The 19,827-nt window shown below is 69.8% G+C and carries 18 protein-coding genes; 7 read left to right on the plus strand and 11 right to left on the minus strand.

Features of this window, described 5'->3' with window-relative positions:
- The first annotated feature begins 74 nt into the window (after window positions 1-74).
- The 6 genes from FHW85_RS05710 (at window position 75) to FHW85_RS05735 (ending at window position 6,942) form a co-directional block, all read left to right on the plus strand.
- A complete protein-coding gene (locus FHW85_RS05710; RefSeq protein ID WP_168647624.1) occupies window positions 75-1,505 on the plus strand; it encodes a phospholipase in 1,431 nt (476 codons plus the stop codon).
- Between the two features lie 108 nt (window positions 1,506-1,613).
- On the plus strand, window positions 1,614-2,168 hold the full coding sequence (locus FHW85_RS05715) for an RNA polymerase sigma factor (RefSeq protein WP_167255443.1): 555 nt from the start codon (window positions 1,614-1,616) through the stop codon (window positions 2,166-2,168).
- Window positions 2,165-3,109 (plus strand): hypothetical protein, encoded by a 945-nt coding sequence (locus tag FHW85_RS05720; protein ID WP_168647625.1) that lies wholly within the window; start codon window positions 2,165-2,167, stop codon window positions 3,107-3,109. Before FHW85_RS05715 ends, FHW85_RS05720 begins: the two co-directional genes overlap by 4 nt.
- Window positions 3,106-3,699, plus strand: a complete 594-nt coding sequence (locus FHW85_RS05725) for a YigZ family protein (protein WP_168647626.1) — start codon at window positions 3,106-3,108, stop codon at window positions 3,697-3,699. The genes FHW85_RS05720 and FHW85_RS05725 overlap by 4 nt, the downstream gene beginning before the upstream one ends.
- A gap of 259 nt (window positions 3,700-3,958) precedes the next feature.
- Window positions 3,959-5,068, plus strand: a complete 1,110-nt coding sequence (locus FHW85_RS05730) for an acyltransferase (RefSeq protein WP_168647627.1) — start codon at window positions 3,959-3,961, stop codon at window positions 5,066-5,068.
- 101 nt (window positions 5,069-5,169) lie between these two features.
- Window positions 5,170-6,942 (plus strand): ABC transporter transmembrane domain-containing protein, encoded by a 1,773-nt coding sequence (locus tag FHW85_RS05735; protein WP_168647628.1) that lies wholly within the window; start codon window positions 5,170-5,172, stop codon window positions 6,940-6,942.
- A 176-nt stretch (window positions 6,943-7,118) separates the two neighbouring features.
- Here FHW85_RS05735 and FHW85_RS05740 read toward each other — a convergent pair whose 3' ends face one another.
- The 4 genes from FHW85_RS05740 to FHW85_RS05755 all read right to left on the minus strand — a co-directional run bounded on the left by FHW85_RS05740 (window position 7,119) and on the right by FHW85_RS05755 (window position 13,075).
- The gene (locus FHW85_RS05740; protein ID WP_168647629.1) at window positions 7,119-7,850 is read right to left on the minus strand and encodes a copper homeostasis protein CutC; all 732 of its coding nucleotides are present in this window, start codon (window positions 7,848-7,850) and stop codon (window positions 7,119-7,121) included.
- On the minus strand, window positions 7,850-8,875 hold the full coding sequence (locus FHW85_RS05745; RefSeq protein ID WP_167255456.1) for a N(4)-(beta-N-acetylglucosaminyl)-L-asparaginase: 1,026 nt from the start codon (window positions 8,873-8,875) through the stop codon (window positions 7,850-7,852). Before FHW85_RS05745 ends, FHW85_RS05740 begins: the two co-directional genes overlap by 1 nt.
- 91 nt (window positions 8,876-8,966) lie before the next feature.
- The gene (locus FHW85_RS05750) at window positions 8,967-11,981 is read right to left on the minus strand and encodes a TonB-dependent receptor (RefSeq protein ID WP_168647630.1); all 3,015 of its coding nucleotides are present in this window, start codon (window positions 11,979-11,981) and stop codon (window positions 8,967-8,969) included.
- A 92-nt stretch (window positions 11,982-12,073) separates the two neighbouring features.
- Window positions 12,074-13,075, minus strand: a complete 1,002-nt coding sequence (locus FHW85_RS05755; protein ID WP_168647631.1) for a glucokinase — start codon at window positions 13,073-13,075, stop codon at window positions 12,074-12,076.
- A 365-nt stretch (window positions 13,076-13,440) separates the two neighbouring features.
- Here FHW85_RS05755 and FHW85_RS05760 point away from each other — a divergent pair, with 365 nt between their 5' ends.
- Window positions 13,441-14,493, plus strand: a complete 1,053-nt coding sequence (locus tag FHW85_RS05760; RefSeq protein WP_168647632.1) for a LacI family DNA-binding transcriptional regulator — start codon at window positions 13,441-13,443, stop codon at window positions 14,491-14,493.
- Window positions 14,494-14,564: 71 nt separating this feature from the next.
- On the opposite strand, the gene FHW85_RS05765 is transcribed toward FHW85_RS05760, so the two are convergent.
- The 7 genes from FHW85_RS05765 to rlmD form a co-directional block, all read right to left on the minus strand.
- Entirely contained in the window at window positions 14,565-14,771 is a 207-nt protein-coding gene (locus FHW85_RS05765; protein ID WP_049620931.1) for a cold-shock protein, read from the minus strand.
- A 162-nt stretch (window positions 14,772-14,933) separates the two neighbouring features.
- Window positions 14,934-15,677, minus strand: a complete 744-nt coding sequence (locus FHW85_RS05770; protein WP_343203673.1) for an S-methyl-5'-thioinosine phosphorylase — start codon at window positions 15,675-15,677, stop codon at window positions 14,934-14,936.
- A gap of 103 nt (window positions 15,678-15,780) precedes the next feature.
- Window positions 15,781-16,344, minus strand: coding sequence for an NADPH-dependent FMN reductase (locus FHW85_RS05775; RefSeq protein WP_167255466.1), 564 nt, complete (start codon window positions 16,342-16,344; stop codon window positions 15,781-15,783).
- A gap of 21 nt (window positions 16,345-16,365) precedes the next feature.
- Window positions 16,366-16,926, minus strand: coding sequence for a hypoxanthine-guanine phosphoribosyltransferase (locus FHW85_RS05780; protein WP_167255468.1), 561 nt, complete (start codon window positions 16,924-16,926; stop codon window positions 16,366-16,368).
- The gene (gene nagZ, locus FHW85_RS05785; protein WP_168647634.1) at window positions 16,923-17,939 is read right to left on the minus strand and encodes a beta-N-acetylhexosaminidase; all 1,017 of its coding nucleotides are present in this window, start codon (window positions 17,937-17,939) and stop codon (window positions 16,923-16,925) included. Before nagZ ends, FHW85_RS05780 begins: the two co-directional genes overlap by 4 nt.
- On the minus strand, window positions 17,939-18,466 hold the full coding sequence (locus tag FHW85_RS05790; RefSeq protein WP_168647635.1) for a CYTH domain-containing protein: 528 nt from the start codon (window positions 18,464-18,466) through the stop codon (window positions 17,939-17,941). Before FHW85_RS05790 ends, nagZ begins: the two co-directional genes overlap by 1 nt.
- Window positions 18,467-18,470: 4 nt before the next feature.
- On the minus strand, window positions 18,471-19,784 hold the full coding sequence (gene rlmD, locus FHW85_RS05795) for a 23S rRNA (uracil(1939)-C(5))-methyltransferase RlmD (protein WP_168647636.1): 1,314 nt from the start codon (window positions 19,782-19,784) through the stop codon (window positions 18,471-18,473).
- Between the last annotated feature and the right edge of the window lie 43 nt (window positions 19,785-19,827).

Consider the following 19,827-nt stretch of genomic DNA (forward strand, 5'->3'; position numbering starts at 1 on the left):
GGGTGGCGCCAGTCGCAGGAAGCGCGACCGCCGGCTGGCATCATCCCTCCTCCAACCTGCAGGACTCGAAGCCCATGACCACCCTCGTCTTCGTCCACGGCTGGAGCGTCACCAACACCTCCACCTACGGCGCCCTGCCGCAGCGACTGCAGCAACAAGCGGCCGCGCAAGGCATGGGCGTGCGCATCGCGGACCTGTGGCTGTCCAAGTACGTGAGCTTCGACGACTCGGTGACCATGGCCGACCTGGTGCGCGCCTTCGATCACGCGCTGCGCGACCTGCATCTGGATGGCCCGAGCTTCGCCTGCATCACCCATTCCACCGGTGGACCGCTGGTGCGCGAATGGCTGCGCGCGCAGCGCGAGCGGCCGGGGGCGTACAGCACCATCCGGTTGACGCATCTGGTGATGCTGGCGCCGGCGAATTTCGGTTCGGCCTTGGCGCAATTGGGCAAAGGATTGCTAGGGCGCATGCGCTCCGCCTTCGACGGCGTCGAACCCGGGCAGCGCATTCTCGACTGGCTGGAACTGGGCAGCCCCGAATCGCTGTCGCTCAATGTGGACCACATCCACGGCAGCGATCCCGCGGACCAGGGGCAGTTCCTGTTCGTGCTGACCGGCGACCGCCCCGACCGCGCGATGTACGACCACGTCAACAGCTATACCGGCGAGGATGGCTCCGACGGCGTGGTGCGCATCGCTTCCGCCAACCTCAACGCGGCGCACGCCGTTCTCACCTGCAAGAGCAGCGGCGCGAACGCGGACGTGCTGGGCCTGAACCTGGTGCATGCGCCGCGCACGGCGTTCAAGCTGATTCCCGGCGCGTCCCACTCCGGCGAAACGCAGGGCATCATGACCGCCGCGCCCGCCGCCACCATCGACGCCGTGCTGCGCTGCCTGCACGTGGCGGACCGCGCTGGCTACGCGGCGCTGTGCGCTGCCTTCGAGGCGGAGAACCTGCAGCGCGATGCCGACAAGGTGGAACTGGAACCGGTCGGCCCGTTTCCGCCGCGCGTGCATATCCACGATCCACGCAGCCTGCTGATCGTGCGCCTCGCCGACGAGGCCGGCGAAGCGCTGCCGGATACGCGCTTCCTGCTCGCCGCCGATACGCCGGCCAATCCGGACTGGATGCCGCGCGGCTTCATGCTCGACCGCCAGGCCAACAGCCGCGCGCCGGCGGTGATTTCGTTCTTCCTCAACTACGCGCTGCTCAACGGCGACTCGCGCGTGGCCGATCCGCGCAACAGCCGGCAGACCTTGCGGCCGGTGGCGGATGGACGCCGTCCGTATACCGCGCTGATCCAGCCCACCCTGGTCACGGGGCTGGTGCACCATCTGCCGGCATCGACGGTGGACGACCTGTTCGCCGCGCTGGGCCCGCACCAGACCACCGTGCTGGACGTGGTGCTGCCGCGCAAGGTGCACGAGGGTGTGTTCCGCCTCACCCAGAACCTGGCGCCGGAGGATTTCCGCAAGCCCGACCCGGGCGCCGTGATCGGCTGAAGCAACCCCGCCGGCCGCGTGGCGGCGTTGCATCCGGTGATGACGACCTGCGCACCCGCCCTGCCCGCCGCTTACCCGCGCGGCCGATTTCGCTTACCCTCGCCGGCCATGGATACCGCGGTGGACGAGGACGCGACGCTGATGCTGGCCTACGCGCAGGGCGACCTGGCTGCGTTCGAGGCCCTGTACGCGCGCCATCGCGGCACCTTGTACCGCTTTTTACTGCGCGCCTGCCGCCAGCCTGCGGTGGCCGACGAACTGTTCCAGGAAACCTGGAGCCGCGTGATCGCCGCGCGCGAGCGCTACCAGCCGCAGGCGAAATTCACCACCTGGCTGCTGCAGATCGCGCATAACCTGCTGGTGGACAGCTACCGGCGCAAGCGGCCGACGCTGGATGGCGAAGCGGGCGAGCACGCGATCGCGCAGATGGAAGCGCCGCCGCAGGAGCAGCCCGAGCATGCGCTGTCGGATTTCGAACAGCGCCGCCGCCTGCAGCGCGCCATCGAGCAATTGCCGGACGAGCAGCGCGCCGCCGTGCTGCTGCGCCTGGAGCAGGAACTGAGCCTGGAGGAGATCGCCGAGGTCACCGGCGTGGGCCGCGAAACCGTGAAGTCGCGCCTGCGCTATGCCATGAACAAACTGCGCGAGCAGCTGGCCGAATGAATACGCAGCTTCCCCCCGACAACGACAACGATCTCCCCGATAAGGGCAGCCTGCCCGGCGAAGACGAGCTCGGCGCGCTGTACCGCAAGCTCCCGCGCAAGGAGCCCGGCCCCGCGCTCGACGCCGCCGTGCTGCGCGCGGCCGCGCAGGCGATCCGCGCCGACCAGCCGGCGGCGGCCAGCGCGCACGCGCCGAAACGGCCGCGCTGGCCGATCGCGCTGGGCAGCGCGGCGGTGCTGGTGCTCGCGGCGGGACTCGGCTGGCGCATGCGCGACATGCCCGCCAGCGTGCCGGCCGCGCAGCCGGGTGCGGTGACGGTGCAGGAAGCGGCGAAACCGGCGGCGCCCACGGTGGCAGCTGCGCCCGCGCCTGCACCGGCGTCCGAGGTCCAGGGCGAGGTTGCGGAAAGCCCCGTTTCCCTGCCTGAGAAAACCGCGCCGCCGGGCATCGTTGCCGCGAGAGTCCGCCAGGCCGATGCCGTGGCGGCAAAGCGTGCGGCTCTCCCCGCTTCCGCCATGCACAACGCGCCGTTGCAGGAGCGGGCCGCGCTCGCCTCCGCGCCGATGGCCGCGGCACCCGCCCCTGCCGAACAGCCCGCCCCTGCCGAACAGCCCAGGCCCGCCGCAGCTGCCGCCGAGCTGCGCGCCTACGCACCGAAACCGGCCGAGCCTGTCGCCCAGGGCTATGCCGCCAACCAGCAGGCCGCGGACCGCGGTGCCGAAGCCGCAGCGGACGTCATGGCGACACCGGCCGCACCGCCGCCCGCCGACGACACCGCCCGCAACGTCAGGGACACTCCCGCGCAGGAACTGGACAAGATCCGCCGCCTGCTCGCCCGGCGGCATCGCGACGAAGCGCGCCAGCGCCTCGCCGACTTCCACCGCGACCACCCCGACTACACGCTGCCCGACGACCTGCGCACGCTGCTGCTCACGCCATGAGCCTGAGCTATACGCTGGCCGGTCCCTGCCAGCATCTGGAAGACATCAAGAAAAGCCGCTTCCTCGCCCAGGCCGCACCGGTGGATACGCCGGAGGCGGCGCTGGCCTTCGTGCGCCAGGTGAGCGACGCGGCCGCCACGCATAACTGCTGGGCCTACCGCATCGGCCAGGACTACCGCTTCAACGACGACGGCGAACCCGGCGGCACCGCGGGGCGGCCGATCCTGCAGGCGATCGAAGGCCAGGGCATCGACCGCGCGGTGGTGGTGGTCACGCGCTGGTATGGCGGTATCAAGCTCGGGGCGGGCGGGCTGGCGCGGGCTTATGGAGGGACAGCGGCCGAATGCCTGCGTCTCGCCGAGCGCCTGGCGATCGTGGCGATGGCACGGCTCGCTCTGTCATGCGAATTTGCCGAGCTGCCTTTGCTGAAGGCGCGGCTGAAGGAGTGCGAGGCGCAGATCGAGGAAGAGCGCTTCGGCGCCGCTGGCGTCGAACTGGTGCTGCGCCTGCCGGAAAGCCGCGTGGCGGAAGCGCAGGCGCGGATTGTCGATATCACGCGCGGGCGCGCGTCGGCACGCCGGCTGGATTGAACGCGGAGCCCCCCGTAGGTTGGGGTGAGCCGAAGGCGAACCCCAACAGACCGTACCCGTAATCGCACGCGTTGGGGTTCGCTGCGCTCACCCCAACCTACGCCCACCCCGGGAAAGAACGGGCGCACCGCTCCGCCGACCCCGGCACACGCTTCGCCGACTGCCCGCAAAACGCCACGAAACAGCGCTTGCCACCGCCTCGAGGCATTCCGAGAATCGCGTGCTTCGCACACCGCACCCTCAATGGACTGAACCTGCCATGCACCGCCTGCCCGGCCTCGACCTGCTGCGCGCCATCGCCATCGTGTGGGTGATGCTGTTCCATTCCTACATCGTCGGCGGCCTGGGCGACTCGTGGAGCTGGCTGGAAAACAACGGCTGGGCCGGCGTGGATCTGTTCTTCGTGCTCAGCGGCTATCTGATCGGTTCGCAGTGGCTCAAGCCCCTGGCCGACGGCAGGCCGCCGGCATTCGGGCGCTTCTATCTGCGCCGCGCGCTGCGCACCATGCCGGCCTTTTTCGCGGTGCTGGCGGTGTACTTCGCGTTTCCTTCCACGCGCGAGGCGCCGGGCATCCAGCCGCTGTGGCAGTTCCTCAGCTACACGGTCAATGTCCTGATCGACTACCGGCACAACCAGGCGTTCTCGCATGTGTGGTCGCTGTGCGTGGAAGAACATTTCTACCTGCTGTTCCCGCTGCTGGCCTGGTGGGTGGCGCGGCGCGGTTCGCTGCGTGCGTTCGTGGCGCTGTGCCTGTTGCTGCTGGCCGGCGGCATGGCGCTGCGCGGCTGGCTGTGGCTGCACATGGGCGAGCGGCCGTTCGTCGAGGTGATCTACTACCCGACCTGGAACCGGCTCGACGGACTGCTCGCCGGCGTCGTGCTCGCCACCATGCAGGCCTATCGTCCGGCCTTGTGGGCCGCGCTGCAGGACCGCGCGAATACCGCGCTGCTCGCGGGCCTCGCGCTTAGCGGCATCGCGCTGGCGATCTTCCAGGACCGCGCCGGCATGCTCGCCTCGGTGCTCGGCTATCCGCTGCTTTCGTGGGGCCTGGCCCTGATCGTGGCCGCGGCCACCAGCCCGGCCTGCTGGCTGGGCCGCCAGCGCGTGCCGGGCGCGGGCTGGCTGGCGCTGGTCTCGTACAGCCTCTATCTGGATCACAAGCTGGTGTTTCACGCGGTGCAGGGCTGGCTTGCCGCGCATCCGTCGATCCAGGGCGCGGGCGCGTTCGCACTCTATGCGGCCTGCACGCTGGCTGGCGGCGCGCTGCTGCATTACGCGGTGGAAGCGCCGTTCCTGCGCCTGCGCGACCGCCTGCAGCGCCGCCCCGCCGCGCGCCCGGCGCTGGCGCCGACGTCGGCCGGGGCCTGAGCGCCGACGTTGTCGCAGCATCACCCTTTTTGCCATGGGCATGTGATTGAATCACCGATCCGGACCCCCAATGTCCCAACGGTCCAGACCCGGCGAACCCCATGAGCGAACCCCAGGCGAACGACTCCTCCCCCAAGCGCCGGCTCGGCGCGCTGCGCCAGCTCTGGCCCTTCCTCAAGCCGCATCGCGCACTGGCGATCGGCTGGCTGGTGTTCCTGGCGATCTCCTCCGGCTCCACCCTGGTGCTGCCGATGGCGGTGCGCCACATGATCGACCGGGGTTTCGGCGCCTCCAACGCGGCCACCATCAACCTCACCTTCCTGGGCCTGTTCGGCGTGGCGCTGGTGCTGGCGGCGTCCACCGCGGCGCGCTACTTCTGCATCACCCTGCTGGGCGAGCGCGCGCTGGCCTCGATGCGCTCCAAGCTCTATGGACACGTGATCCGGCTCGACGTCGGCTTCTTCGAGCGCAGCCGCGTCGGTGAACTGATTTCGCGCCTGGGCACCGACACCGAAGTGGTGCAGGCGCTGATCGGCTCGGGCATCTCGGTGGCCCTGCGCAGCATGGTCACCCTGGTTGGCGCGGTGGTGGCGATGGTGTGGACCATCCCGCGCCTGGCCGGTTTCACCGCGCTGGTGATCCCCGCGATGATGCTGCCGATCCTGGTGTTCGGCCGCCGCGTGCGCAAACTCTCGCGCGCCAGCCAGGACCGCCTGGCCGACGCCGCCGCGATTGCCAACGAAACGCTCAACGCCGCGCCCGCGGTGAAGGCCTATGCGCGCGAGGACATCGAGAGCACGCGCTACGGCAGCGCCATCACCCGCGCCCTGGCCACCGCGCGCAAGCGCATCGGCACGCGTTCGCTGCTGACCGCGGCGGTGATCGTGCTGATGTTCGGCGCGATCACCCTGGTGCTGTGGATCGGCGCGCGCGACGTGCTGGCGGGCGACCTCACCCCCGGCCTGCTGAGCCAGTTCGTGCTGTATGCGATTTTCGCGGCCGGCTCGGTCGCCGGCCTGGCGGAAGTGTGGGGCGACGTGCTGCGCGCAGGCGGCGCGATGGAGCGCATCGGCGAACTGCTCGGCGAGCGCGCCGAAGTGACCAGCCCGGCGCAGCCCCAGCCGCTGCCGAAACCGGTGAGCGGCGCGCTGCATTTCGAGCACGTGGCCTTCCACTATCCCAGCCGCCCGGATGCACCGGCGCTGCACGATTTCGAGCTGCGCATCCGCCCCGGCGAGACGGTGGCCCTGGTCGGCCCCTCCGGCGCCGGCAAGAGCACGGTGCTGGCCCTGCTGCTGCGCTTCTACGACCCGCAGCACGGCCGCATCACGCTGGACGGCGTCGACCTGCGCGCCCTGGCGCTGCCGGACCTGCGCGGCGCCATCGCCCTGGTGCCGCAGGAAACGGTGATCTTCAGCGGCACCGCCGCCGACAACATCCGCTTCGGGCGCCAGGACGCCAGCGACGACGAAGTGCGCGAGGCCGCGCGCGCGGCCGAGGCGCACGAGTTCATCAGCGCGCTGGATGGCGGCTATGGCTCGGAACTGGGCGAGCGCGGCGTGCGCCTGTCGGGCGGACAGCGCCAGCGCGTGGCGATTGCGCGCGCGATCCTGCGCGACGCGCCGCTGCTGTTGCTGGACGAGGCGACCTCGGCGCTGGATGCGCAGTCCGAGGCGGCGATCCAGCAGGCGCTGGAGCGGCTGGAGAAGGGACGCACCACGCTGGTGATCGCGCATCGCCTGGCCACCGTGCAGCGCGCCGACCGCATCGTGGTGATGGATGGCGGGCGCATCGTGGCGCAGGGCACGCATGAGAGCCTGCTGGCGGAAGGCGGGCTGTATGCGGAGCTGGCGAAGCTGCAGTTTGCGGCATAGCCACCTACTGGACCCTTCTCCCCGCCGGGGAGAAGGTGGCGGCAGCCGGATGAGGGGCGGGTGCTTGCGACGGAAGATCGACGAAGCGTTGCTCGTGTTTAAGCAGCCGCATCTGCGCTCCGTAGGTCCCCCTCACCCCAGCCCTCTCCCCGGAGGGGAGAGGGGGTAACGGCGCGTCACCCTTGCAGGGCGGCGACCAGCGCGCGCACTTGCTCCACGTCGCTGCGGATCTCGCCGCCTTCCATATCGTGCAGTTCCGGGCGCTGGTGCCGCATGCCGGAAGGCAGCTGGCGCTTGGCCGATGCATGCAGTTCGGTGGCACCGGTCGCTTGCGCCAGCGCCGCAATGTTCTGCGGCGTCACGCCCGCTCCCGGCATCACCGCGATGCAGCCGTCCGACCGCTCCACCAGCCGGCGGATCAGCGGCGCGCCATCCATCGCGCTGGCCCGCGCGCCCGACGTCAGCACCCGCTCGCAACCGAGCGCGATCACGTCTTCCAGTGCCTGCTCCGGATCCGCCGTGAGATCGAATGCCCGATGGAAGGTCACCCCCATCCCGCCCGCGGCGCGCACCAGCGGCTTGCAGCGCTCGCTGTCGACGCGGCCGTCCGCATCGAGCACGCCGATCACCACGCCGTCGCAGCCGAGCGCGGCGCAGGTGTCGATATCACGCTGCATCATTTCGCATTCGACGTCGCTGTAGAGAAAGTCGCCCGCGCGCGGACGCACCAGCACGTACAGCGGAATATGCAGGCGCTCGCGCACCATCGCGACCAGGCCGGCGGAGGGCGTGAGTCCGCCCAGTTCCAGGCCGGTGCACAGTTCCACGCGCCCCGCGCCGCCTTCCTGCGCGGCCAGCGCGGAGGCGACCGAATTGGCCGCCACTTCGAGCACGTAGCGGCCAGCCATCAGTACACGCTCTTGGACGGGAACAGCGCGTCCTGCTTGCCGCCGTCGCACACGGCGTAGCTGAAACCGGACTGGATCGCGAACGCGCCCACGTCGCCCTCGCGGTTGATGGCGAGGAAACCCACCTGCAGATCCTTCGAAGCCTGCGGGCGCTTCTTGACGATGCGCATCACCGCTTCCTCGCAGGCCTGCTGCGGCGAGCGGCCCTGGCGCATCAGTTCCACCACCAGGAAGCTGCCGGCGTTGCGGATCACTTCCTCGCCCACGCCGGTGGAGGTGGCGCCGCCGACGTCGCCGTCGACATACAGGCCCGCGCCGATGATCGGGCTGTCGCCGACGCGGCCGCGCAGCTTCCAGGCCATGCCGCTGGTGGTGCAGGCGCCGGCCAGGCGGCCCTGCGCGTCGATGGCGAGCATGCCGATGGTGTCGTGGTTGTCCTTGCCGCCGGCGCCCTTGCCGTAGTCGCGCACTTCGCTGTTGGCGCTGGGCTGGTAGTGGGCGGTCTTCAGCCACTCGTGCCAGGCTTTTTCCGATTCCGGGGTGAGCAGCTTTTCCTTCTTGAAGCCCTGCTCGATCGCAAACTGCTGCGCGCCTTCGCCCACCAGCAGCACGTGCGGGGTGCGTTCCATCACGCGGCGCGCGACCTGGATCGGATGGGCGATGCCTTCCAGCGCGGCGACCGCGCCGCAGCTGCCGTCGCCGTCCATGATGCTGGCGTCGAGGCTGACGTGGCCGTCGCGGTCCGGATAGCCGGCGCGGCCGACGCTGTGATTCTTGAGATCCGCCTCCGGGATCATCACCCCGGCTTCCACCGCGTCCAGCGCGCGGCCGCCCTTGGCCAGCACCGCCCAGGCGGCGAGATTGGCGGGCACGCCGAAGTCCCAGGTGGAGATCACCCGCGGCTTGCGGCCGCCGCTGACGCCGCCGGTGTTGGCCCCGGCCGCTGCCGGCGCGATGCGGGAAGCCAGCGCCGCGGCGGTGACGCCCAGTGCTGCGGTCTTGAGAAAGCGGCGGCGGTCGGCCATCGGGGCGTCTCCAGGCAGAGGGGAAAAATGGTCGCCCGAGAGTACAGGCGAACGCCCGCGGCCGGCATGTCCGGCCGCGGGACTTTACCGGTCAGAAGTCGTAACTCACGCCGAAACGCACGTAGCGCGGCGACTCCGCCACTTTCACCGTGTCGTACAGGTCGTTGAGCTTGTCCGGCGTATTGCTGCTGTTGTAGCGCGTGTACAGCACCAGCGGACGCTGCTGGTTGAGCACATTGAACACGCTTACGTTGAACGCCAGCTTGTGGTCCGCGAAAGCCGGGCGGTAGGTGACGTTGAGGTCGACGCGGTAGGTCCACGGCAGGTCGCCCATCGAGCCGGGCACCGAGGGCTTGCCGTTGCACCAGTGGTAGTACGAGCCGTAGCCGTCGGGCTGCGACTGGTCGGTGCCATAGAAGCCCAGGCAGTTGTGCGGGCCGCCGGAGGACAGGTTGGCCACGCCGGAAACCATCCATTCCGGCGAGATGCGGTACACGCCGTAGGCCTTGATCTGGTGCGTGCGGTTGTTGCCGAGCACGCCGTTGGCGCGGTCCATCACGTACGAGTTATCCCAGTCCTGGGTCACGCCCACCGAGTCGTTGCCGCGCGACACCTGCAGCAGGCCTTCGGAATTGCCGTAGCTGCGCGAGAACACGTAGCTGATGCGGCCGCCCCAGTTGTCCTTGCCCAGCGGATGCTCCAGGAAGGCCTCCAGCGCGTAGTACTTACGCTTCGGTCCCTGCGCGAAACCCCAGTCGCCATTGCTCATCGGCACGCGCACATAGCCTTGCGTGGTGAGCACGTCGAAGTCGTTGGTCTTGCCGGGATTGAAGATGTAGCAGGCGCCGCGGTTGGCGGTGATCTGGTCGTCGGTGAGGTTGTACATCGCCTTGGTCTTGGCGATGAGCAGGTTGGAGCTGTCGCAGACGTCGTCGGAGATCTGCCGCAGCACGCGGAAGGTGCCCTTCACGCCGGTGATCCACTCCGGCGTGATCGCCTTGGTGGCGCCCAGGATGAACTCGTCCTGGTATTCGGCGCCCAGGTTGGTGGAAGCCACCGTGCGCGGATCGGGCGCCTGGCCGGTATGGCCGTTGACGTCGTAGTAGCCGAACGGCGTCAGGCCGGTGGGCATGCCGTTGGAATCGATGCCGGTATAGGTGTAGTAGCTGCGGTTCCAGGCGTAGCCGGTGGCGCCGTCGTATGCGGTGTTGTTGTTGATCGCCAGGTAGTAGCGGCCGGCGTTGCCGTAGACCTTCAGGCTGGCGTCGCCGTACACGTCCCAGCTGAAGCCCAGGCGCGGCGACCAGTTATGGTTCTGCGAAGTGAATTTCTGCCCGCTGTTGTTGTAGTTGGCGAAGGCGTCGTTGCGCAGGCCGATGTTGAGCAGGAAGCGGTCGGTCACCTGCCAGGTGTCTTCGATGTACTGCGCGTGCTCCACGGTCTTGACGCCGGCCGCGCCGGTGACCACTTCCTTCATCACGTAGTAGCCGTTGCCGCCCGGCGCGCCGATCCCGTTGGCCGGGTCGACCGGCGCGCTGGCGTCGTTGTTGTGCGCATAGGTCCAGGTCAGGCTGTTGCTGCCCTGATCGATGGTGCGCGGGGTCTGGTCGTCGATGCCGGCATTGAGCTTGTGGTCGCCCAGGCGCCATTCCAGGTCGATGCGCAGATTGGTGTTCTGCGACCCCTGGGTGGGCGCCGGCACCGAGAACGTCGACTGCGTATTGCCGACCGGACGGCCGCCGGTGAGCGCGAGGTTCTGGTCCTGGATGTTCTGCAGGTACGGCAGGTTCGGGTCGTAGCTGACCGGCGCCGAATAGTCGTGCAGGCGCATCTTGCCGTACATCGCGCTCAGCGTGATGTTGTCGGCGAGATAGCCGGTGTACTTGACGATGTAGGCATCGCCGCCGGTCTTGGTGCGGTCGGAGTACGACTGGAAGGCGCCCGCGCGGTGCGTGTCGTAGTCGAACGCGTAGTTGCTGCCGGAACCGTGCTGCTCGCTCTGGATGCCGGTGAGTTCGAGCAGGTGGTTGTCGGTGATGTTCCAGTTGAGCTTGGCGTACCACTTCGGCGTGCGGTAGCTGTAGTTGCTGCGCGAGGGGCTGCTGGCGTCGCTGGTGGAGGTGTTGCTGCCCTGCTCCTTGTCGGCCTCGGCGGCGACGAAGAAGTACAGGCGGTCCTTGATCAGCGGGCCGCCGACGTAGGCGCTGTAGGTGGTGCGCCAGGATTTGTCGTCCTGGCGGTACTGGTACAGCTTGCCGGCGTAGCGGTTGCGCGCGTAGACGATGTCGTCCGGCGAGGACATCAGCGAGCGCGGCGTCCACTGCGCCTGCGCGCCGAAATGCCACTCGTTGGTGCCACTCTTGCCCACCTGGCTCAACACGCCACCGTCGGAGCGGCCGTACATCGAGCTGTAGCCGCCGGTCAGCACTTCCTGCTGGTCGATCGCGCCGTAGGGCAGCTGCAGCGCGCCCTGGCCCTTGTACGGGTCGGTCGTGTTGAAGCCGTTGATGTAGTACGCGTTCTCCGCGCCGGACGCGCCGCCGAAGGAGACCAGGTCGCCGCCGCCGCCGATGCGGCTGGTGAAGTTGGACCCGGAAGTGACCGTGCCCGGCGCCAGCAGGGCGATGTCCTCGGCGGTGCGCGACAGCGGCAGCGCGTCCAGCTGCTGCGCGGTGATCACGGTGCGCGAATCCACGCTGCTCACGTCGATCGGCGGCAGCGCGCTGGCGGTGACCTGCACGCCCTGCAGATTGGTGGCGCCCGCCGCGGCGGTGCCGGCGAAATCGACCTGGGTGCCGCTGCTGACGCGCAGCGAAACCTGGTCGCGCGTGGCCACCACGGCGCCCTGCCGTTCCAGCATCACCTTGTAGTTGCCCACCGGCAGCGCGCCGGCCTGGTAGCGGCCGTCCGCGCCGACCGGGATGCGGCGCGACACACCGTTGTCGCCCTGCACGATCACCGTGCTGCCGGCGGCATCGCTGCCAGCATTGCCGAAGATCGAACCGGTGGTCGCCTGCGCGAAGACCGTGCCGCTCAGGGCCAGGCCCAGCACGCACGCCAGGATATTGCGGGACAGCTCGTGCCCCCGATGCTTGCTTGCCAACATGCCTTCACCTCCCAATGAATGTTGTTGTCAGGTCCCGTCCACGCGATCGGCGGCGGGCTTGGTTCGCTGCGCGGGCGCCGGGCCCGCGCCTTTCAGGCCTCGTCGCGCGCGGCCAGGCCGGCCGCGCCCAGCACGCCCAGGCGGCCGTGTTCGATCAGCCGCACGGGTACGCCGGCGAGGAACCCGCGCATCACGCCCTTGTTGAAGAAGCGCTCGCGGAACGCGCTTCGCGGCAGGAATTCGCGCAGTTGCGGCAGGATGCCGCCGGCCAGGTACACGCCGCCGGAGGCCTTGAACAGCACGGCCAGGTCACCGACGAAACCGCCGAGCATGGCGCAGAAGATGTGCAGGGTGTCGAGCGCGAGCGCATCGCCGCCGTCGAGCGCGGCGGCGCTGATCTGTTCGGGCTGCGTGTGGATCGCCGGCAACCCGTCCAGTTCGGCAACGGCGCGGTAGAGATTGACCAGGCCCGGGCCGGACAGCGCGTGGCCGGTGTGCACGTAGTCGCGGCCGCGCCCGAGCAGCCGCAGCAGGGCCATCTCGCGCTCGTTGCCCGGCGCCAGCGCCACGTGGCCGCCTTCGCTGGGCAGCACGGTGGCGCCGTTCCCGTCCGGCAGCAGCAGCGCGCAGCCCAGGCCGGTGCCGGGGCCGACCACCGCGACGGGGCCGGCGGCCGCGGGCGCGTCGATCACCGCCAGGCTTTCGCCGGCGCCGAGATATTGCGTGGCATAGGCCAGCGCCTCGAAATCGTTGACCACACGCAGGCTGCGCAGGCGCAGGCGTTCGCGCAGCTCGGCCAGGCGCACGGGCCAGCGCAGGTTTTCCGCCACCAGTTCACCGTCGCGCACATAGCCGGCGACGGCGATGGCGGCTTCGTCCACGGCATGGCCGGGATGGCGGGCGAGGAAGTCGGCGAAGATCTCGGCCAGGCCCGGCCAGTCGGCGCCCGCATAGCGCTCGTAGGCCAGCACGCCGCCGGCGCCGGCCGGCGCCGCGGCATCGACCAGGCCGATGCGCGCATGCGTGCCGCCCACGTCCGCCGCCAGCATCACCCGCGGCTCAGGCGCCACGGCTCCCCACGCACGATCCCGCATCGATGCTCCCCGTCATTGCTCCGACACGGCGGTGCCGTGTCGCTGTCATCGGATCGATGCTAAGGCGGAATGGTAACGTTATCAACGGTTGCTGGAGATACGGCCGAGGCTCGGCCGTGCGCTGGGTCACAACCATCCGCGCTGGTCGCTTACTCCTTATATATATGGAGTAATGCGTCATCCCGGGCGGCGCCGGCGGCCTGAAGCGGGATCCTTGCCGCCCACGCCGCGCGGCGCGAACGTCGATTCGATCCGCCTCATTCTTGGTAACGCTACCTGCGATGGCCGCATGGAACGGAAGTCGCGTCGCCCGCGCGCCGCCGCTTGGGCTAGGATGGAACGTCGCCGCCAGGGGGAGCGTTGCGTTGCGTAGGCCCACGATCAAAGACGTCGCCAGCCTTGCCGGCGTGTCGCCCATGACGGTGTCGCGCGTGATCAATCTCGAGCCGACCGTGCATGCCGACACCGTGCAGAAAGTGCGCCGCGCGATCGAGACCCTGCACTACCGCCCCGACGCCACCGCGCGCAGCCTGCGCGGCACCCGCTCGTTCACCATCGCCCTGGTCTACGACGACAACCCCAACGCCAACTACATCCTCAGCCTGCAGAACGGCGTGCTCGGCGCCTGCCGCGAGCGCGGCTACGAGCTGCTGATCTATCCCTGCGACCCGCGCTCGCCGCGCCTGGTCGACGAACTGTCCCTGCTGGCCAAGAACGCGCGCCTGGCCGGGCTGGTGCTGACCCCGCCGATGTCGGAGAACGCCCGCCTGCTGGCCAAGCTCAAGGCCAACGACGTGGCCTATGCGCGGATCATCGCCGCGCGCGGCGACCCGAAGGACGGCGCGCCCTGCGTCTACGTCGACGACCACAAGGCGGCGTACGCGATCACCGCCTACCTGATCCAGCTCGGCCACACCGCCATCGCCTTCCTGTGGGGCGACCCGCACTACCGCTCCAGCCCGGAGCGCTACGAGGGCTATGCGGACGCGATGAAGGAGCACGGCATTCCCGTGCGCAAGAAATACGTGCTGGAAGGCACCTACACCTTCGAGGACGGCTTCCGCCGCGCACGCAAGCTGCTGGCCGGCAAGGACGCGCCCAGCGCGATCTTCGGCAGCAACGATGAGATCGCCGCCGGCGCGCTCGCCGCCGCGCGCTCGGCGGGGCTGGACGTGCCGTGGGACCTTTCCATCGCCGGCTTCGAGGACAACCCGTTCTCGCGCCAGGCCTGGCCCGCGCTCACCACCGCCAGCCAGTCGACCAGCGAGATCGGCCGGCATGCGGCCTCGCGCCTGCTGGAGCAGCTGCAGAAGGGCACCCTGCCCGGCAGCGAGCGCTTCGTGCCGGAGCTGGTGATCCGCGGCTCCACCGCGCCGCCGCGGGCGGAACGCCGCGCGCCGGCCGCGGCCGGCGCATAAAAAATCCCGCATCTTGCGATGCGGGATTCTTTCTATCTAACCGGTGGCCGACGCAACGCCGGCGCGGCGGATCAGCCTGCGATCTCGACGCCCGAAGCCTGGGCACCCTTCGGGCCCTGAGTCACTTCGAACTTCACGCGCTGGCCTTCCTGCAGGCTGCGAAAGCCCTTGGAGTTGATCGCCGAAAAGTGGACGAACACGTCCTCCCCACCGTCCTCAGGCGCGATGAAACCAAAGCCCTTGGCGTCGTTGAACCACTTGACCGTACCGAAACGCATTGCGTGAACCTCTGAATCATGGATTGGATGCACCATGGCTTCCTGCAGAACCACCACAACCCCTTGGTTCGCCGCCCCTGGCACGGGCGGAAGTATCAACATGTTTCAGGTCAAAGCGCAATATGCGGGTGCGTATAGCGCGGACGGGGTAGGCCGGACTGCTCAAGCTTTGAGCAAGGCTTCCAGAATCCGGGGCACTTCCGCGGTCGCTGCCTTAAGGTGCGCGAAAATCTCGTCAATGCTGATCTCGGCCTCATCGCCGCAGCCGGCGGCGAAATTCGCCACCAGGGCCAGGCAGGCGTAAGCCAGTTCCAGCTCGCGCGCCAGGGCGGCTTCGGGCATGCCGGTCATGCCGACCAGGTCGCAGCCGTCGCGCTTCATGCGCGCGATCTCGGCGCGCGTCTCCAGGCGCGGCCCCTGGGTGGCGCCGTAGCAGCCGCCGTCGATCACCGCGATGCCGGCCTGCCCTGCGGCATCCACCAGCCGGCGGCGCAGCGCCCCGGTGTACGGCTCGCTGAAGTCGATGTGCTTTACCTCGGCGCCTTCGACGTCGCAGAAGCTGGTGTAGCGGCCGTGCGTGTAGTCGATGACCTGGTCCGGCACCACGATGGCGCGCGGCCCCATATCGTCGCGGATGCCGCCGACGGCATTGACGCCGATCACAGTTCGCGCACCGAGCGAATGCAGCGCCCACAAATTGGCACGGTAATTGACGCGATGCGGCGGCACGCCGTGGCTCTCGCCGTGGCGCGCCAGGAAGGCCACGCGCTTGCCGGCGAAGTCGCCGATCACCACGTCGGCCGAGGTCTTGCCGTAAGGCGTGTCGACGCCGTGGCGCGTGGTGTTCTCAAGGCCCGGGAAGCTGTAGAGGCCGCTGCCGCCGATGACGGCCAGATCGATAGTCACGGTGAGGTCTTCCTTCGTTTCGTACGGCGTAGGTTGGGGTGAGCGCAAGCGAACCCCAGCGCGGGGGATGGCAGCCAGGGGCAACATTGGGGTTCGCTTGCGCTCACCCCGACCTGCCCGTCTCTGCCGCCAGCCGCGTGGCGAAAGCCTGCAGGTGGCGCGCCAGCGCCTCGCGCGTGCGCTCGTCGGCAAGCTGCCCGTCGATGATCTTGGTGTGCGCCTGGAACACCAGCACGTCGCCCTGCGGCTCGGTGCGCGCGCCGGCGCGGCGCAGCACCAGGCGCAGCGAGTCCTGCGCGCGCACGGTGCCGGTGGCGCCGGGGCTGGCGCCGACGATGCAGACGAGCTTGCCGGCCAGCACCGCGGCCTTGCGCTCATGGCCGGGCCGCGAGATCCAGTCGATCGCGTTCTTCAGCACGCCGCTGATGCCGCCGTTGTATTCCGGGCAGGCCAGCAGCAGGCCGTCGGCCGCCTCGACCGCGTCCTTCAAGGCCTTGACCGGCGCGGGGTCGCCCTGCTCTTCCACGTCCTGGTCGAACAGCGGGATGTCGTGCAGACGGTGCACGCCGATGGCCATACCGGCCGGCGCGAGCTGCTGCGCGGCGTGCAGCAGCGCGGTGTTGAACGAAGCGGCGCGCAGGCTGCCGGAGATGCCGAGAATGTTCACGCGTTTCCCTTGCGGCGCCGCTCAGCGCAGCGCGTAGATGCCGGGCAGGTTGCGGCCCTGCTCGTAGTAGTCCATGCCGAAGCCGAACACGTAGCGGTCCGGCAGCTCCACGCCGTTGAAGTCGGCGGCGATGCCTTCGACCAGGCGGTCGTGCTGCTTGCTGCACAGCGAGACCACCAGCACGCGGCGCGCGCCGCGGCGCAGGCAGTCGTCGCGCACGGCCTTGAGGGTGTGGCCTTCGTCGAGGATGTCGTCGACCAGCAGCACGGTGCGGTCCACCAGCGACACCTGCGGCTCGCGCAGCCAGTGCAGCTCGTTGCCGGTGGTGGCGCCGCGGTAGCGGGTGGCGTGCACGTAGTCGAACTCGACGTCGGTGCGGATCGCCAGCGCCAGATGCCCGCCGAACACCAGCGCCCCGTTCATCACGGTGAGGAACACCGCGCGCTCGCCGTCGAGCGCGGCGTCGATGCGCCGGCCCATGTCGGCGATCACGCCTTCCAGCGTGGCGCGGTCGAACAGCAGGTCGGCGTTGGCCAGGGCGTCGGCCAGCGGGGGAATGGTGCGGGTCGCGTCGGTGCTCATGCCTTGCCTTCCTCGGCGTCCAGCGCCGTGATGCGCGCGATGAAACGCTCGCGCTGCGGGTTGTCGGTCAGTCCTTCCCAGGTGGCGCCCAGCGCGCCGCGCAGCGCGGCCAGGCGCTCCGGCGCGGCGGCGGCGCGGCCCCGCACGGCGGCGATGGCCTCGTCCACCACGTCGGGGAAACAGGCCAGCACCAGGTCGCAGCCGGCGTCCAGGTGCGCGGCCACGCGGGCGGCCGCGCCGCCGGCCGCACCGGCGGCGGCCATGCTGATGTCGTCGCTGATCACCGCGCCGCGGAAACCCAGCTCGCCGCGCAGCACCTGCTGGATCCACACCGTGGAGAAACCGGCCGGCTGCGCGTCGACGGCCGGATAGACCACGTGGGCCATCATCACCGCCTCGACCCGCGCCTCGATGCCTTCGGCGAACGGGTGCAGGTCCTCGCGGCGGATCTGCTCCAGCGGGCGCGGATCCACCGCCGCCGCCTTGTGCGTGTCCACCGCCACCGAGCCATGCCCGGGAAAGTGCTTGAGCACCGCCGCCATGCCGCCCAGGTGCATGCCGCGCACGTAGGCCTGGCCCAGTTCGGCGGCCACCGCGGGGTTGGCGTGGAAGGCGCGCGTGCCGATGGCGGCATTGCCGCGGGCCAGGTCCACCACCGGCGCGAAGCTGAAATCCACGCCGATCGCGCGCATCTCGCTGGCCATCACCCAGGCGTGTTCCTCGGCCAGGCGGACCGCCTCGTCGGGGTTGCGCTCATGCACCGCGCCGATGCGCGCCAGCGCCGGCAGGCGGGTGAAGCCTTCGCGGAAGCGCTGCACCGGGCCGCCTTCCTGGTCGACCGCGACGAGGAAGTCCTCGCCGGCCACCTCGCGGATCGCTTCGATCAGCGCGCTCACCTGCTCGCGCGAGGCGAAGTTGCGCGCGAACAGCAGCACGCCGGACACGCCCGGCGCCACCAGCTGGCGGCGCTCGCCTTCGCTCAGTTCCAGTCCGGCCAGGCCGATCATCAGCATCAGGCTTGCTCCTCCGCGTCGTCGGCAGCGCGTTCGGCCGCGGTCCACCGCGCGTACGGATGCTCGATCAGGTTGACGTTGTAGTAGCGCGCCAGCGCGCTCACCTCGCGCCCCAGCCAGGCGGGACGGGGGAACGGCGCGTCCGGCGCGTCGAGCTCCACTTCGGCGACCACCAGGCCGGCGTTGTCGCCCAGGAATTCGTCGATCTCGAACGTTACGCCGTCCACGGTGACAAGGTGACGAAACTTCTCCAGCACGCCGCCGCACAGGCGCGCCAGCAGGGCCTCGGCGTCGGCCACCGGAATGGGGTATTCGAATTCGGCGCGCTGGATGCCCAGCTCCGCCGACTTGATGTTGAGCCAGGCCCGCTCGCCGGCGATGCGCGCGCGCACCGAGGCGCGCGCCAGCCCCGCGCGCAGCGCTTCGGCGCCGACCAGATAGCCCTGGGCGATGCGTTCGCTGCTGCCCGCCTGAGTGCGCCAGCCGTCGCCGCGCAGAAGAAACTTGCGTTCGATCTCCACGCCCATGGCGTCAGCCGCGCTCGAACAGGGCGATGGATTCCACGTGCGCGGTGTGCGGGAACATGTCCATCACGCCGGCGGCGCTGAGCCTGAAACCGTGCTTCTGCACCAGGATGCCGGCGTCGCGCGCCAGCGAGCCGGGGTGGCAGGACACGTAGACGATGCGCTGCGTCTCGCGGTGCGGCAGGTACTCCAGCACCTTGTCCGCGCCGGCGCGCGGCGGATCGAGCAGCAGCTTGTCCCAGGCCTGGCGCGCCCACGGCGCATCGCGCTGGTCGTCGAACAGGTTGGCGACTTCGAAGCGCGCGTTGCCGAGGCCATTGCGCATGGCGTTCTGCGCCGCGCGCTCGACCAGGCCGTGCTCGCCTTCCACGCCGACCACCTCGGCCACGCGGCGGGCGATCGGCAGGGTGAAGTTGCCGAGGCCGCAGAACAGGTCCAGCACGCGGTCGGTAGGCTGCGGATCGAGCAGCTCCAGCGCGCGCGCCATCATGCGGCGGTTCATGCCGGCGTTGACCTGCACGAAGTCCAGCGGACGGAATTCCAGCTCCACCTCGGGCACGCCCTCGCCCGCCTCGACGCGGAAGGCCAGGCGCGGCTGCTCCGGCCATAGCGGATGCACGCTGCTGATACCGCCGGGCTGCAGGTAGATGGCGAAAGCGTGGGCCTGGGCGAAGGCCGTCAGCTTGGCCAGGTCCGACTCGCTCAACGGCTTGAGATGGCGGAACACCAGGGCGACGGTGTCGTCGCCCGCGGCGAATTCGATCTGCGCGATATCGCCGGCGGCTTCCAGCGACCCGACCAGTTCGCCGAGCAGGCCGATCTTCGGCCCCAGCGCCGGATGCACCACTTCGCACTGCTCGATGTCGGCGACGAAGCGCGGGTTGTCTTCTTCGCGGAAACCGACCAGCACGCGGCCCTTCTTCACCACGTTGCGCACCGACAGGCGGCCCTTGCGGCGATACGCCCAGGGCTGGTCGGTGAGCGGCGGCAGCCACGCGGCCGGCGCCACCTTGCCGATGCGCTCGAAGTTCTCGGCCAGCACGCGCTGCTTGGCGGCGATCTGCGACTCGGCATCCAGGTGCTGCAGCGCGCAGCCGCTGCACTGGCCGTAGTGGCGGCAGCGCGGTTCGACGCGGTGCGGCGAGCGCGTGCGCAGCTCCACCACTTCGGCTTCGTCGAAGCTGCGGTGGCGGCGGCGGATGCGCAGCAGAACTTCTTCGCCGGGCAAGGCGCCGGAGACGAATACGGCCTTGCCGTCGATGCGGGCGACGCCGCGGCCATCGTGGCTCAGATCGGTGATGGTGGCTTCGAACTCTTTCATCGTGACCCTGAAGCAAGCGCGCCCGGATCATGCGGTCCGGGCG

Origin of the sequence: Dyella sp. SG609 (genome assembly GCF_012275375.1) — a bacterium.
Taxonomy (GTDB): Bacteria; Pseudomonadota; Gammaproteobacteria; order Xanthomonadales; family Rhodanobacteraceae; genus Dyella_D; species Dyella_D marensis.

Bases quoted from the DNA above. Each gene is read 5' to 3' on its own strand.
- FHW85_RS05710 (WP_168647624.1), top strand. From the start codon at position 75: ATGACCACCCTCGTCTTCGTCCACGGCTGGAGCGTCACCAACACCTCC.
- FHW85_RS05715 (WP_167255443.1), top strand. From the start codon at position 1,614: ATGGATACCGCGGTGGACGAGGACGCGACGCTGATGCTGGCCTACGCG.
- FHW85_RS05720 (WP_168647625.1), top strand. From the start codon at position 2,165: ATGAATACGCAGCTTCCCCCCGACAACGACAACGATCTCCCCGATAAG.
- FHW85_RS05725 (WP_168647626.1), top strand. From the start codon at position 3,106: ATGAGCCTGAGCTATACGCTGGCCGGTCCCTGCCAGCATCTGGAAGAC.
- FHW85_RS05730 (WP_168647627.1), top strand. From the start codon at position 3,959: ATGCACCGCCTGCCCGGCCTCGACCTGCTGCGCGCCATCGCCATCGTG.
- FHW85_RS05735 (WP_168647628.1), top strand. From the start codon at position 5,170: ATGAGCGAACCCCAGGCGAACGACTCCTCCCCCAAGCGCCGGCTCGGC.
- FHW85_RS05740 (WP_168647629.1), bottom strand. From the start codon at position 7,850: ATGGCTGGCCGCTACGTGCTCGAAGTGGCGGCCAATTCGGTCGCCTCC.
- FHW85_RS05745 (WP_167255456.1), bottom strand. From the start codon at position 8,875: ATGGCCGACCGCCGCCGCTTTCTCAAGACCGCAGCACTGGGCGTCACC.
- FHW85_RS05750 (WP_168647630.1), bottom strand. From the start codon at position 11,981: ATGTTGGCAAGCAAGCATCGGGGGCACGAGCTGTCCCGCAATATCCTG.
- FHW85_RS05755 (WP_168647631.1), bottom strand. From the start codon at position 13,075: ATGCGGGATCGTGCGTGGGGAGCCGTGGCGCCTGAGCCGCGGGTGATG.
- FHW85_RS05765 (WP_049620931.1), bottom strand. From the start codon at position 14,771: ATGCGTTTCGGTACGGTCAAGTGGTTCAACGACGCCAAGGGCTTTGGT.
- FHW85_RS05780 (WP_167255468.1), bottom strand. From the start codon at position 16,926: ATGAGCACCGACGCGACCCGCACCATTCCCCCGCTGGCCGACGCCCTG.
- nagZ (WP_168647634.1), bottom strand. From the start codon at position 17,939: ATGCTGATGATCGGCCTGGCCGGACTGGAACTGAGCGAAGGCGAGCGC.
- FHW85_RS05790 (WP_168647635.1), bottom strand. From the start codon at position 18,466: ATGGGCGTGGAGATCGAACGCAAGTTTCTTCTGCGCGGCGACGGCTGG.
- rlmD (WP_168647636.1), bottom strand. From the start codon at position 19,784: ATGAAAGAGTTCGAAGCCACCATCACCGATCTGAGCCACGATGGCCGC.